The sequence below is a fragment of the Nocardia canadensis genome, assembly GCF_032656385.1.
Classification (GTDB): domain Bacteria; phylum Actinomycetota; class Actinomycetes; order Mycobacteriales; family Mycobacteriaceae; genus Nocardia; species Nocardia canadensis.
On sequence record NZ_JAVCWB010000010.1, the window covers coordinates 817,405 to 829,788 of the forward strand.

At 66.3% G+C, this 12,384-nt stretch carries 14 protein-coding genes and 1 other RNA gene; 6 read left to right on the top strand and 9 right to left on the bottom strand.

The features are described 5' to 3' along the window. Window positions 1–3 precede the first annotated feature (3 nt). Together Q7X29_RS27285 and Q7X29_RS27290 are read left to right on the top strand one after the other, a co-directional pair. Window positions 4–342 (top strand): YnfA family protein, encoded by a 339-nt coding sequence (locus tag Q7X29_RS27285; RefSeq protein ID WP_316575796.1) that lies wholly within the window; start codon window positions 4–6, stop codon window positions 340–342. A gap of 117 nt (window positions 343–459) precedes the next feature. Further along, on the top strand, window positions 460–1,299 hold the full coding sequence (locus tag Q7X29_RS27290) for a DUF1266 domain-containing protein (RefSeq protein ID WP_218717614.1): 840 nt from the start codon (window positions 460–462) through the stop codon (window positions 1,297–1,299). On the opposite strand, the gene Q7X29_RS27295 is transcribed toward Q7X29_RS27290, so the two are convergent. Beyond that, entirely contained in the window at window positions 1,277–2,164 is an 888-nt protein-coding gene (locus tag Q7X29_RS27295) for a hypothetical protein (protein WP_316575797.1), read from the bottom strand. The genes Q7X29_RS27290 and Q7X29_RS27295 overlap by 23 nt on opposite strands. 120 nt (window positions 2,165–2,284) lie before the next feature. Between Q7X29_RS27295 and Q7X29_RS27300 the strand changes: the two genes are divergently transcribed. From Q7X29_RS27300 to Q7X29_RS27310, 3 genes are all read left to right on the top strand, one after another. Then, a complete protein-coding gene (locus Q7X29_RS27300) occupies window positions 2,285–3,451 on the top strand; it encodes a serine hydrolase domain-containing protein (protein ID WP_316575798.1) in 1,167 nt (388 codons plus the stop codon). Then, a complete protein-coding gene (locus tag Q7X29_RS27305; protein WP_316575799.1) occupies window positions 3,448–3,774 on the top strand; it encodes a hypothetical protein in 327 nt (108 codons plus the stop codon). Before Q7X29_RS27300 ends, Q7X29_RS27305 begins: the two co-directional genes overlap by 4 nt. 77 nt (window positions 3,775–3,851) lie before the next feature. Next, window positions 3,852–4,064 (top strand): DUF5302 domain-containing protein, encoded by a 213-nt coding sequence (locus tag Q7X29_RS27310; RefSeq protein WP_218717618.1) that lies wholly within the window; start codon window positions 3,852–3,854, stop codon window positions 4,062–4,064. A 586-nt stretch (window positions 4,065–4,650) separates the two neighbouring features. On the opposite strand, the gene Q7X29_RS27315 is transcribed toward Q7X29_RS27310, so the two are convergent. The 6 genes from Q7X29_RS27315 to ssrA form a co-directional block, all read right to left on the bottom strand. Then, entirely contained in the window at window positions 4,651–5,211 is a 561-nt protein-coding gene (locus Q7X29_RS27315) for a hypothetical protein (RefSeq protein ID WP_316575800.1), read from the bottom strand. Then, the gene (locus Q7X29_RS27320; protein ID WP_316575801.1) at window positions 5,208–7,523 is read right to left on the bottom strand and encodes a TPR repeat region-containing protein; all 2,316 of its coding nucleotides are present in this window, start codon (window positions 7,521–7,523) and stop codon (window positions 5,208–5,210) included. The genes Q7X29_RS27315 and Q7X29_RS27320 overlap by 4 nt, the downstream gene beginning before the upstream one ends. Next, complete coding sequence (locus Q7X29_RS27325) at window positions 7,520–7,828, bottom strand: hypothetical protein (protein WP_316575802.1); 309 nt, start codon at window positions 7,826–7,828, stop codon at window positions 7,520–7,522. The genes Q7X29_RS27320 and Q7X29_RS27325 overlap by 4 nt, the downstream gene beginning before the upstream one ends. 564 nt (window positions 7,829–8,392) lie before the next feature. Then, window positions 8,393–8,797, bottom strand: a complete 405-nt coding sequence (locus tag Q7X29_RS27330; RefSeq protein ID WP_316575803.1) for a hypothetical protein — start codon at window positions 8,795–8,797, stop codon at window positions 8,393–8,395. Beyond that, complete coding sequence (locus Q7X29_RS27335) at window positions 8,794–9,027, bottom strand: hypothetical protein (protein ID WP_316575804.1); 234 nt, start codon at window positions 9,025–9,027, stop codon at window positions 8,794–8,796. Before Q7X29_RS27335 ends, Q7X29_RS27330 begins: the two co-directional genes overlap by 4 nt. Before the next feature lie 121 nt (window positions 9,028–9,148). Next, window positions 9,149–9,520, bottom strand: a transfer-messenger RNA (tmRNA) gene (gene ssrA / locus Q7X29_RS27340). A gap of 225 nt (window positions 9,521–9,745) precedes the next feature. Between ssrA and Q7X29_RS27345 the strand changes: the two genes are divergently transcribed. Next, on the top strand, window positions 9,746–11,038 hold the full coding sequence (locus Q7X29_RS27345; protein WP_316575805.1) for an ABC transporter substrate-binding protein: 1,293 nt from the start codon (window positions 9,746–9,748) through the stop codon (window positions 11,036–11,038). A 5-nt stretch (window positions 11,039–11,043) separates the two neighbouring features. Here the strand turns inward: Q7X29_RS27345 and Q7X29_RS27350 are convergent, their stop codons facing one another. Further along, complete coding sequence (locus tag Q7X29_RS27350) at window positions 11,044–11,907, bottom strand: EamA family transporter (RefSeq protein ID WP_218717619.1); 864 nt, start codon at window positions 11,905–11,907, stop codon at window positions 11,044–11,046. Continuing rightward, window positions 11,904–12,377 (bottom strand): SsrA-binding protein SmpB, encoded by a 474-nt coding sequence (smpB, locus tag Q7X29_RS27355; protein ID WP_110036321.1) that lies wholly within the window; start codon window positions 12,375–12,377, stop codon window positions 11,904–11,906. Before smpB ends, Q7X29_RS27350 begins: the two co-directional genes overlap by 4 nt. Between the last annotated feature and the right edge of the window lie 7 nt (window positions 12,378–12,384).

Here is a 12,384-nt window from a genome sequence, read left to right on the forward strand (position 1 = left end):
GGCATGACCGTGCTGCGCTCTGTCCTGCTGTTCGTGCTGGCCGCCGTCGCCGAGATCGGCGGCGCCTGGCTGATCTGGCAGGGTGTGCGCGAGCACCGGGGCGTGGCATGGATCGGTGCGGGCGTGCTGGCGCTCGGCCTGTACGGCTTCGTCGCGACCCTGCAACCCGACGCCCACTTCGGCCGCATCCTGGCGGCCTACGGCGGAGTGTTCGTCGCGGGATCGCTGCTGTGGGCGATGGCGCTGGACGGGTTCCGGCCCGACCGCTGGGATGTCCTCGGCGCGCTGGTCTGCCTGGTCGGGGTCGCCATCATCATGTACGTGCCGCGCGCGGCGAGCTAGGCGTGTCCCCGCGGCCGACCAGGCCTGACTGCCGCCCGGCGCGGAATCGGTCGTAAGATCTGGCGGCACAACGTTTCGGCTCGGCGGAGGGGTGGCTCCATGCAACCGGCAGGATCAGTGCAGCGGCCGCGCGTCGCGGGCTTTCCCGGCCCCGACATCGACGACGAACCCGACGTCTGGTCGGGCGCGGCGATCGACGACGACCGGATCAGAGCACTCGCCGTCGGCGCCTACTACGGGCGCAGCTGGGGCGCGTACTGCGACGGCGTCGCGTTCCTGCCCGAGGAGGACGACAGCACCTCGACCCGGCGCGAGACCGCGATCGAGGGCCTGCACGAATCGTGGGGCGTCGACAACGCCGACGACGCGCGCGACACCATCCGCAGGCTGCTCGCCGGCATGCACGCGCCGCTGTTCGAGCTGGTCCACCCGCTGGCGGTGGCCGCGGCCACCGAGGCCGGCCGGGTCGACCGCGCGGGCCTGGCCGACGAACATCGCGAATTTTTGCACACGCTCTCGGGTTTCCGCGGCTACCGCGGCCCCGCCGGCATCGACCGCGACTACGACGCCTGGCTGCAGGCCATCAAACTCGGCATCACCGAGAGCCTGCCGACGCCGCTGCAGACCGACGCCACCGCCTGGGACCTGGCGCGGCTGGTCTTCATCGCCCGCGCCGCCTGCACCGCCGGGTATCTCACCGAGGACGAGGCCTGGGAACACATGCTGACCGGCCTGGATCGCGCCCGGCAGCACTACCGCAACTGGCGTCAGTTCGGCGACGGTTTCCTCACCGGCGCCATCTTCTGGGCCGCCGCGCAGGATCTCTCGGCCGCCAGGACCCAGATCGCCGAACGCCGGCGGATGATCGCCGGACTGCACCTGCGCCCGTCGAGCCCGTGGCGGCGGGTGGCCCTGCACCGGGGCGCGCCGGTGTTCAGCCCGGCATCGCCAGCATGATGCCCACGGCCTGACGCCGGAACGGATCGTCGGCGACCATCCCCAGCTTGCGCCGCTCCACCAGCAGCTGCCATTCACCGAACAGATCGGCTGAGGACGGCAGCGACGGCGAGATCGACCCGTCGACGTGCTCGATCTCGCAGGCCAGCCGCAGCGCCTCGGCGACCCGGCCGAAATCCTCGGGCTCCCAATCCAGGAAGTCCAGGTCGCTGCCCGCGCCCGACACGCGCAGCGTCACCACCTGTCCCGGCACGGTGCGCACCTCGGCGCCGGTGAGCACGGCGACCGGGAACTCGTAGATCGCCCACGCCGAGACGAACAGCAACCGCAGCGTGGTGATCGCGACCAGTCCCGGCGCACCCTCGTGCCCCGCCTGAGCCAGTTCGAGCACGTATTCGTCCGGGCGTGCGCAGCTGTGCAGGATGTCGATCTCGCGGACCGAGTTGCCCGCGAAGCGCATTCGGCCCGCCGCGGCCGAGACGTCCGGGCGCCGCGGACCGTTCGGGCCGGGAACCGGGCGCGGCGGCACGAGATTCGGGCGCGGCGGGAACACCCGGCGCAAACTGATCAGATCGCGTTCGACCGCCCTGATCAGCACCTGCGCCTGCTCGCGTAGCCCGGTCTCGAGGAACACCGGCACCGGATGCCGGTCGGTCGCCGACCCGTTGACGCGAAACTCCGACGATCGGAAGAACAGCAGCATCGCCAACTGCTCGTCGTCGGTCGTCGCGAGCGCGATCCGAGCCAGCTCGGCCACGCCGACATCGAGCGCGGCCTCGTTGTCGGCCCGCAGCGGTGTCGTCACCAGCCTGCCGTCCGCGTATCGCACCGCGACGCGCGCACCCCACACCTCGATCACAGCCACATCCCTCCTGGCCCGCCCCGCCTCGCAGGATCCTACCGATGGGCTGTCGCGGCGGAAGGGGGCGGCGTAGATTCGACTGCGCTGCTCGGGTGAGTTTTCTTCCACGAAGGGATCGCCGTCATGAGCGTGTCACCCCGGTATCGGGGGCACCGCGGAGCGTCCGCGGTGCTCGCGTTCCTGCTCGTCCTGGCCGCCGCGGCGTGCGGGTCCGACAGCGAATCCGGGTCGTCGACCGCGCCGCCGGACAGTCCCGAGACCACGGCGATCACCGATATCGTGCGCGGCAAGGTAACCGAGCTCGGCGTCAGTTCCGCCGTCTACGGCGTCTGGCGGGGTGAGGAACAGCTCGCGCTCGGCGCGTTCGGCGGCTCACCGCTGGGCGTCCCCGCGACCCCCGACATGAAAGTGCGCGTCGGCCAGCCGATGGAGCCGATGCTGTCGACCGTGCTGTGGCGCCTCGACGGCGACGGCGTGCTGAAAATGGACGAACCGATCGCCCGCTGGCTGCCCGATTTCCCCCGCGCGGACAAGATCACCCCGCGCATGCTCGCCGACAGCACCTCCGGCATCGCCGACTACGTGACCGATCCGGAGTTCCTGAAGATCTTCGCCGAGAACCCGATCCGCGAGTGGACCGCGACTCAGCTGTTCGAACGCGCCAACGCCCGTCCACCGCTGTTCGAGCCCGGCACCGACTTCGGCTACGCGCACAGTGATCTCGTCGCCCTCGGCGAGGTCTTGCAGAACGCGACCGGCAAACCCCTGGGCGAGTTGATCGCCGAGCACATCCTCATCCCGCTCGGCATGCACAACAGCAAGGTCGTCCTGAATCCCGCGATCGACGAGCCGTACCTGCACGGCTACACCAACGAACGCAACGGCTTCGAGGACTCCACTTTCTGGAACCCGACCGCCTTCCTGCACAGCGGCAACATGAACGCCCCCGTCGCCGACATCGGCCGCTGGGTCCGCGCCCTGGCCACCGGCGAACGCCTCACCCCCGACCAGTTCCAGCAGATGATGGGCCCCTCCACCGCGGGCCTCGGCCCGTTCACCCCCGAGAAGTACTTCGCCTTCGGCGTGGTCCACCTCGCCGACTGGCTCTACATGAACCCCGCCTACGGCGGCTACGACGGCATCGCCCTCCACGACACCAAGACCCAGACCACGATCATCGTCTACACCACCCACGGCCCCACCTCCCCCGCCACCAACAACGCCATCCCCATCGGCACCGCACTGGCCACCCACCTCGTCCCCGACCGCCCACCCGCGATTCCCGGATGACCGCCTCGCCCTCAGCCACCGATCCGGACGAACCCCGGGGCGATCACCGTCCCCCACCGGCGGACGGGCCGTTCACTCTGAACGTCGACGACGAGATCTTCACTGTCACGATCTCGCCGGACGGTCGCTCGGGTTATGCCTGGGACTCCGGCCCCAACCCCGGCTACGGATTCGACGGCTTCGCACCGCGGTTCACCCACCCGCCCGACGGCTATCGGCCGAGTGCCGAGCCGATCCGATTCCCGACGTTCGAGGAGCACCGCCGGTCCATCCGCACTTTCCTCGACCAGGTCGACCCATCGACCGGCTACATCGAAGAATGAGCCGAGTCCCACCGAGGAACGGCGGGCGTTGCGCGGCCGGGGATTCGAAGATCACCCGGAGGTGGCAGGCTGTGCTGATGGCCGACGAACTAGAACCCGCCACCGAACACTCCGGTGGCGAAGCAACCGAGTCGCAGGAAGATGCGACCAAGCGGAAGTTCCGCGAAGCACTCGAGCGAAAGAACGGAAAGGCCGGCGTCGGCGGGGCCGCGCACAACGCCGCCAAGGTCCGCGGCACCCAGTCCGCGGCAGGTGGCAAGCGCACCTTCCGCCGCCGCGCGGGCGGCTAGCCGATACGACAAAGCCCCTCACCTGGATGCCAGGTGAGGGGCCTCGAGTGGAGCTGCCGGGAAGTTACTCGAAACACGTCGACCTCCTGCGAAGCCTTTGCGAGCTGGGCGAACGACTGCACGCATGCGGATCACGGAGTTCAACGGATCCGGAGCCTCGAACCTCCAGGGGCGCGAAGAAGCACTTGAAGCCCGAGGAAGTCGCCGAGATTGTGGCCAAGTACGAGGCCGGCGCGTCCATGACTCAGCTGATGGTCGAGCATCAGATGGCGAAGCGGACCGTAGCGAGAACGCTGCGAGAAGCTGGCGTCGCCATCAGAGCGGCAGGCGGACAGCGAGGTCGGCAACCCCGATCGCCGGAAGGGGACGGAACGACCACCTCCAACGGATACACTGCGTAAGCCTCACCGACGGTTCGCAGCCATGGGTCAACAGCCACGCCGTTAGATGGGCGTTCGAAAACCCCGATCTGGAGAATGCTTGCCAGCAACAGCGGGCGCAGGACTCTCCTCCACCTCGGTAGCACAAGATCCCAAGCCTTCAAAAAGCATTCACCGTGTACCCGCGAAACTGCGCAGCCCTCCTCTTACCGGGTCAGCTTCTCGGCGAGTGAAATTGTGAACCGGATCGTGTTCGCCAATTGCTCGTCAGTCATGGATTCTGCGGGCGACTGGCCGATTTCGAATCCCGCCACGTGGTCGTTGAGGTAGACCTCGACTCTCACCTCGGACACTTCCTGCGCGCCCGGGCGCCGGTCGTAGACCCAGGTCGGATAGCCATACCCGTCGACCTGCCTGTAACCTTGCCCGGTCTTCACGTTGGCATTGTCTGTGCGAACCCTCTCGCGTTCTGCCGGTGGCAGTTTGCTGTCTTTGTCCTCGAACAGGGACGCCGCCATACCCCCGCTGCCTGGCCAATCGAAGGTGCACGTCCTGTGACCCACGCCGCCTTTCTCCATCTTGAATCTCGGATCCTGGGTCCCACCGGTAACACCGGCTATATGGAGTTCGTTCACGAGGTAGTCGTTCCACGGAATGCACAGCTCCGACAGGGCCGTAGCGGTTGCTGGCTCCTCATCTGTAGAGCAGCCAGCGGTCAGTCCCACCGTCAGCGCAACTGCGAGGGCAGACACAGCTATCCGGTTCATCGGACCGACCCCAATCCTTGGCCGTATTGGATGTGATAGTCCTGCAAGTGGTCATGGAATATTCCGCCACGATGGTTGTTCAGCACATTCGTCAGGTTGCCATTGACCGTGTGATGGTCGCCGCCCTTGGCTGCGAGAAGTTCGTCGTAGCTTTTCAATGTGCCATCGCCGTTGAACATGTAATTGTATGTCGGGCTATGGTCGAGCGCCCCGTGGGATTGGAGCGCTTGCGCGATCTGATAATTCTGACGCGAGGCGTCGTAGGTGTCGTAGCTGACGGTCGTCGCCGGAGTATCGGGCGGCAGATACACGCCGACGATACTGTTCTTGGCAACGGTGTTGTAAGCATCAACCGCTGGCGCCCACACATCTTTGACGACTGGCGTATATTTCATTCCGGTACTCAGTGCAGACTTTATTCCGTCATAGGCCTCACCCTTGTTGGCGAAGCTGTTGGCACCGTGCGCTTTTGCGTCTTTTCCTCGCTCTTCGGCTTCGGCCGTGAGGCCCTGGTCGATCAGCCCCCGGATCACCCCAGCACGACTGGCGAGCTCGCCATTCGGTTCCTCCGGATTGGCGACTGCCGAATTGGCCCACGCCTGCTGCAGCTCCGACGTTGTCATGAATGCCTGGGCATTGAAATAGGTCGCCGTGTCCTTGTCGGTATCCATGACCGTGAAGACACTCAGAGCTTTGGAGTGATCGTCGTCAGTACCCCAGTAGAAGTTGCGAGTTGCCGTCTTATCGTCAGCAACCCCGGCCATATCAGCGATATACGGACTGAGCGCCGAGGCGATGCCTTGCGTTGCGCGTGGGTTGGCGGCACCGATCGATTCCGAATACGGGCCGTTGACGTTGAGTAGTTCGTCCTTGTGGCCCGCGACGTAGTTGGCCAAACCGGACGCCGCCGCACCGGCGCGATCGGCAACGGCCGTGTCGGGCGACGTGGCGTCGCCCTCTATCCAGCTGAGCATGTCTTGGACTGCGGCACCGTCATCCTTGCTGTACTCGTTCGTCAGCAGCGGGCCGAAAATGTCTTCTCGCTTACCCGGGTCAGCCAGCACCTCGGTGACGGCGATCTTGTCTTCCCCGGCCGTTTCGACCATCGACTGGACAAGATCACTCACGAGACCGTCTTCGGTTTCTCTGGTGACGTTGTGCCCACTCTTGTCAACGAGATCACCGGCAGTATTGAGGAGCTCGCGGTTGATGTCGCTGCCAGGCGCGGTCATCTTGTCGCCGAGCGCCAGCATCGACGTAACCTGCTTGAGCTCGCCACCGTCGATGTTCGAGTGGTGGGTGCGGTTGCCATCTCGAAGTGAGTAGTCACGGGTCAAGACGTTGGAGATCCCGGACGGGATCTGGTTGAGGCCGCCTTGCAGTTGCATCGGGTTCCCGGTGGGACCGATACCGGTGGCACCGACGTTGGGGTTGGCCAGCGTATTGAGTCCATTGACCACGCTCGCGGCATGCACGGTATCGCCGCCGGTGCTCATCTGCTCGGTCATCCAGACCAACCCGTCCTTACCTGCGGTGTTGTAGAACGAATGCAGGTAGGCGAACTGGGCCTCGGTCAGATCGACCTTCTTGCCGGAGTTGATATCCGCGATGTCCTGTGCCGTGAGTCCGGCCTCGGCGAGGCGATCTGCGATGAGCCGCATCTGAGCCGGAGTCGCATTGCGGTCGGCGACAAGCAGACCGTCCTGCACTCCGGTGTTGCCGGAGTCGATGGTGTCCATCGTCCAGGACCCGAGCCCTGCCTCACCCGCGGCTTTCTGCACCATGTCGAGCAGTTCCTGCCCGGCAGCCTGGGCCAGAGCGAGGTCTTCAGCGTTGAATTGGTTGACCAGACCTTTCACCCTGGTCGATGCCTCGACCGCGTAGGTGGCGAGCTGCTCAGCGCTCATCGGGATCGTCTGTCCGGGCGCAGCGCCAGGAATGTCTTTCTTACCCGCCGGGACGGTCACCGTGCCGTCGTCGGCGACATCGAAGCCTTGCCGCAGATAGTCGTCGGCCGCCTTGACCGCGGCCGAGCAGTAGCCATCCATCGCCGAGCCGTGCTTGCGGTAGGCCGCGGCGATGTCGTCGAGTTCGCCGATCAAGGTGTTGCCGGCCACCCGCTCGCCGAGCGCTCGCTGGTTCGCCGCTGTCGCCGCAGCTCCTTTCCAGTTGTCCTGGCTGGCATCGACTTTGACGTACATGTCGTTCATGTGCGTGCTGAACGTAGCGACGAGCGCGTCGATCGCACCGGCCACAGCGTGTGTAGTGGCTTCGGGATGGAAGCCGCGCATGGCGGCCAGACCGACGGTCACGAGTACACGCCTTCCCCAAGATTGCCCAGCAGACCGGCGAACGCCTTGTCGGCTTCCTCGTAGTTCATGCAGCACCTGATTGCCGCGCCGCCCATCGCATTGATCCGCGAGGCGACCGAGGTCAGGGCCGTCTTGACCTGATCACTGGCTGCTGCCGAAACAGCTGCGGTCGCTGTGCCTTTCAGATCGTCGACCCCGACCCGAAAGGGTTCCGTGGTGTCCATTCCCTCGACGGCAGCACCGACGCGCGATAGCTCCATACCGAGTGTGATGAGCACTTCTTTGTTGACATCCAGACCGGTCATAACTCCTGGCCCCTCCCTGATTCAGCAACTCGCTACATGACGTGTCATACGGTGCCGCTTCTAGCTCACCGGTGGCAGTGCGGCTTCTACGGCTCGGGCTGCCTCTTCGCGCGTCTTACTCAGCACTGCTGTCACGCTCCCCGCCTGCCATCCCGCCAGCCTCCGCCGTCATCACACCCATTCACTTCGTAGGACGCATCTCGGCCCGGATCGGTTCCCCCATCTTCAGAAAGTCGGCGGACCATGGTGGACGGGCGAATGATGCTCCGTCCGCCGATTGCTAAGGGTTGTCCCGTAAGTCCGGGAGAGCTACGTCAGACCCAGTACCCCGTGTCCGCGCTAGGCAGTGTCCTCAAAGCCACATGACCCAGCGTGGCCAGATCCAGCATGCCGTGGAACGAGAGGGACTGCTCCAGGACCCCTACTACGCGGGATGGGTCATCGTCGACGAACAGCTCCGACCGGGTAGGCCGACGCTATCGTCACCCAAGAATTGTTCGATCGGGTTCAGGATGTCCGAGACGTGCGAAGCCGCCGCGGGCAGCGGGATCGCGTGCTTCAGCACTATCTCGAGGGCGACCTGTCTGTGGTCGCTGTCGAGGCGACGGCAGGACCTCGCGATTCATCTACACCGAAGCTCGTGGGCGCAATGGCAAGCGGTACAGCTACTTCTTGTGCCGGGGTCGCCAGGAAGGCGTGTGCGATTTGCCTCACCTCCCCGCTGATCGCGTCGAAGATGCCATCGTCGAGCACTACGGGACGCTCCGCATCCCAGAGGGGTTCCAGACGACGGCGCGTGAGCTCCTCGGCCAGGTCATGACAGACGAACAGGCCAGCGTCCGTCAGATGCACAGCAGTATGACCAAGCAGCTCAAAGACCTCGACGCCAAGGAAGAGCGACTGCTCGACCTGGCCGCCGACGGCACGCTGCCACAAACCAAGATCAAAGATCGCCTGCGGAAGATTCACGCCGATCGGGCGGCTGTCGAAGCCGGTCTCACCGCGACGAACGCTGAACTCGCTGTTGGGTGGAGATCCTCGAACGAGGGCTCGACCTCCTGGCCGATCCGTGGGATCTGTACCGAACCCGCACCGATGAGGTCCGACGCCACCTCAACAGGGCGTTCTTCGAACGCCTCTACCTCGACATCGACGGGGTCGTCGCCGACGAGCTGCAGCAACCATTCGCCGACCTTCATACTGTGGCCGGAGCCAGGATGACCTGCGGAAATCCTTCGATACGACCAGCGCCCAGGAACGGGAAAAGCGGCCCTACTCTCGGCGGGGTCCTTTCGGACCCCGTCTCGAGTAAGACCGCTCTTGTGGAGCTGCCGGGAATCGAACCCGGGTCCTCCGCCGCGTCTTCAGGGCTTCTCCGTGTGCAGTTCGCTAGGTCTCTGCTCGGATCTCCGAGTCTCGCGAACAAGCCCGGATGACGATCCCAGTCGCTGTTGGATGTCCCGTCCGACTCCGCGACCGAGCCGAACGGTAATTCCCTCTAGCTGATGCCAGGGTCCGGGTCGAGGGACGAACCCGGTCTGACAGAGACGACCTGCTACTTAGGCAGCGAGGGCGTACTCGCGCTGATTGGAATCGGCGCTTAATTGGTTGCAGCGACGCTTACGGTGGTCTCTTGCCTGCACCGACACGCTTCCCCTGAATCAACGTACGCAGTCGAAACCGTTCAGCCCCGTACGTGCCCGCACCGTGCGGGCTAGTCATGTTAACACTGCCGTCGCCGGGAATCTTCCCGATATTTCTGCCAGCGCGCGGTGTCGCCGATGTGACTCGTCAGCGAACCACACTTATTCGCACCGCCGATCCGGGGAGATGCGCCGGTCGACCGGGGTACTGTTCTCGATCGGCTGGACCGGGACGCGCGAGATCCCGTGTGCGGCTGGAACAAGGAGTTACCTCATGGCATTCACCAGCCGGCTGCGCCGGTCGGCCGCCGTGCCCGTCGTGGCCGGCCTCCTCCTCGCCGCGGCGTGCTCCGCCGGCGATTCGACCGCCGGGCCGGGAGTCACCAGCGCACCGTGTCCCGGATCGACGCACAAGGACCGCGGGTGCATCTATCTCGGCGTCCTGTCGGACCTGGCGAACGGCCCGTTCTCCGCCCTCGGCTCGTCGATGAACGAAGGCCAGCTGGCGTTCTGGAACCAGGTGAACCAGGCGGGCGGCATCGGCGGCTACGACATCGACATCACCACCAACGCCCGCAACACCTCCCTCGACCCACGCACGCATCGCACCGCCTACGCCGAGATCGAGCCGCACGTGCTCGCGCTGGCGATGAGCTTCGGCACCGCCCAGACCATCGCGATGCTCAATCAGATGGACGCCGACGACATGGTCAGCGTGGCGGCCACCCAGTGGTCAGGCTGGAACTATCGCAGCGCCGACCGCAATCTGGTGCTCAGCGCGGGCTATTCCTACTGCACGGAGGCGGTGACCGGCCTGGACTGGTTCACCCGCACCCACTACGCCCCGCGCAATATCGCCATCGTCGCCTACCGCGGCAATTACGGCGGCGACTACGCCAGCGGCGCGCTGAAGTGGGCGGTCGCCAACGGTGCCACCATCGCCGACCGGGTCGACACCGGCCCCAACGGCGAGGTCGGCAACCAGGACGGACCGGTCGAGGAGGTCCTGGCCGCCGATCCCGACCTGGTCATGCTGGCCACCGGTCCCGCCGAGACCGCCGAGATCGTCGGCAAGCTGGTGAAGTCGGGCTACACCGGCCGCTTCCTCGGCTCGCTGCCGACCTGGAACGCCGCGCTGTTGCAGACCGCCGCGGCCCCCGCGCTGACGGCGCTCTACAACTACACGACCCCGGTCGACAGCTGGAACGGCGACAGCGTCGGCGCCCGGCACGCCCGCGCCGCCGTCGATCGCGCACCGGCGAACTTCGGCTATTCGCTGGGCTGGGCGATCTCCTATCCGCTCAAGGCCCTGCTCATCGCCGCGGCCGAAGAGGGCGAGCTGACCCGGGCCGGGTTGCGCCGCACGATCGAGGACCTGCGACCCGATGGCGAGGGCATGGTCGTCATCCATCCGGCGGGCGCGGTCCAACCCGATCTGAGCGGTGAGTGGACCTCGGTGTTCGAACCGGACAAGGCCGCGCCGATGGGCGCCAGGGCGATCGAGGTCGGCTATCAGGGCGAGACCCTGGGCAAGCTGGACCTGCACGAGCCCTGCACCCGGCTGTAGTGGCCTCAGCTCGCGGCGATCATGGCGACCGCCGCGAGCGCGAGCACCATGCCCACCTTCTGCGTCCCGCTGATCCGTTCGCCGAGCAGCACCATCGCCAGCAGCACGGTCGCGGCCGGATACAGCGAGCCGATCACGCTGACCACCGACAGCAGCGACCCGTGGAAGGCGTACAGCAGCGCCGCGTTGGCGATCACATCGAGGACGCCGACCGCCAGCGCCAGCCGCAAGGGTTCCCCGCGCAGGCCGCGGAACTGGCCCGCGGCCAGCGCGGAGGTCCACACGACGGCCGTCGCGGCGGCGCGCTGACCGAGCAATGGCCACAGCCCGGCGCTCGCGCTGGTCTCGTGCAGGAAGAAGAACGCGAAGCCGAACGCGGCGCCCGAGCCGACGGTGAGCAGCGCGACCCGACGGGTGAAACGCAGTTCCCGGCCGCCGATGATCTCCTCGGTCGTCTCGTCCGGCGCTTCCCGGCTGACCAGCACCACCGCGACCAGCGCGAGCGCGATTCCCGCGATCGCGGCGGGCCCCGGTCGCTCGCCGAGGAAGAACCCGGCGATCACCGGGATGCCGGCGACCAGCACCGCGGTCACCGGCGACACCACCGACATCGGACCGTCGGCGAGCGCGGCGTAGAACCACCACACCGCCAGTCCGCTGGCCACGCCCGCGGCCAGGCCCCACAGCATCGATGCCGCGTCCGCGTGCCCACCGACCAGCGGCGCGATCAGCAGGACCAGCAGCACCGACCACGGGTAGGACACGACGACCACCCGCAACGCGGTGACCCGCCGGGCGGCGATCCCGCCGAAGAAATCGCTGACTCCGTACCCCGCCGCCGCCACGAGGGCGAGCAGGACGGAGATCAACGCATGCCTTTGACCCGCCGACCGATCTCGCGCGTGACCTCACGCTCGGCCTGCCTGCGGGCGAGGTCCTGACGCTTGTCGTAGTCCTGCTTGCCCTTGGCGAGCGCGAGCTCGACCTTCACCTTGCCGTCGGAGAAGTACATCGACAGCGGCACCAGCGTCTGGTTGCCCTCCCTGGACTTGCCGACCAGGTGCTCGATCTCGCGCTTGTGCAGCAGCAGCTTGCGGGTGCGCCGCGGCGAATGGTTGGTCCACGTGCCGTGGCTGAACTCCGGAATGTGCAGGCCGCGCAGCCAGACCTCGCCGTTGTCGACGGTCGCGAAGGCGTCGACGAGAGACGCCTTGCCTTCGCGCAAGCTCTTGACTTCGGTGCCGACCAGCGCGATCCCCGCCTCATAGGTGTCGAGGATCGTGTAGTTGTGCCGCGCCCGGCGGTTGGTCGCGATGACCTTCCTGCCCTTTTCCTTCATAACGGTC

Bases quoted from the DNA above. Each gene is read 5' to 3' on its own strand.
- Q7X29_RS27315 (WP_316575800.1), bottom strand. From the start codon at position 5,211: ATGAACCGGATAGCTGTGTCTGCCCTCGCAGTTGCGCTGACGGTGGGA.
- Q7X29_RS27310 (WP_218717618.1), top strand. From the start codon at position 3,852: ATGGCCGACGAACTAGAACCCGCCACCGAACACTCCGGTGGCGAAGCA.
- Q7X29_RS27300 (WP_316575798.1), top strand. From the start codon at position 2,285: ATGAGCGTGTCACCCCGGTATCGGGGGCACCGCGGAGCGTCCGCGGTG.
- Q7X29_RS27305 (WP_316575799.1), top strand. From the start codon at position 3,448: ATGACCGCCTCGCCCTCAGCCACCGATCCGGACGAACCCCGGGGCGAT.
- Q7X29_RS27335 (WP_316575804.1), bottom strand. From the start codon at position 9,027: ATGAAGGTCGGCGAATGGTTGCTGCAGCTCGTCGGCGACGACCCCGTC.
- Q7X29_RS27345 (WP_316575805.1), top strand. From the start codon at position 9,746: ATGGCATTCACCAGCCGGCTGCGCCGGTCGGCCGCCGTGCCCGTCGTG.
- Q7X29_RS27325 (WP_316575802.1), bottom strand. From the start codon at position 7,828: ATGACCGGTCTGGATGTCAACAAAGAAGTGCTCATCACACTCGGTATG.
- Q7X29_RS27285 (WP_316575796.1), top strand. From the start codon at position 4: ATGACCGTGCTGCGCTCTGTCCTGCTGTTCGTGCTGGCCGCCGTCGCC.
- smpB (WP_110036321.1), bottom strand. From the start codon at position 12,377: ATGAAGGAAAAGGGCAGGAAGGTCATCGCGACCAACCGCCGGGCGCGG.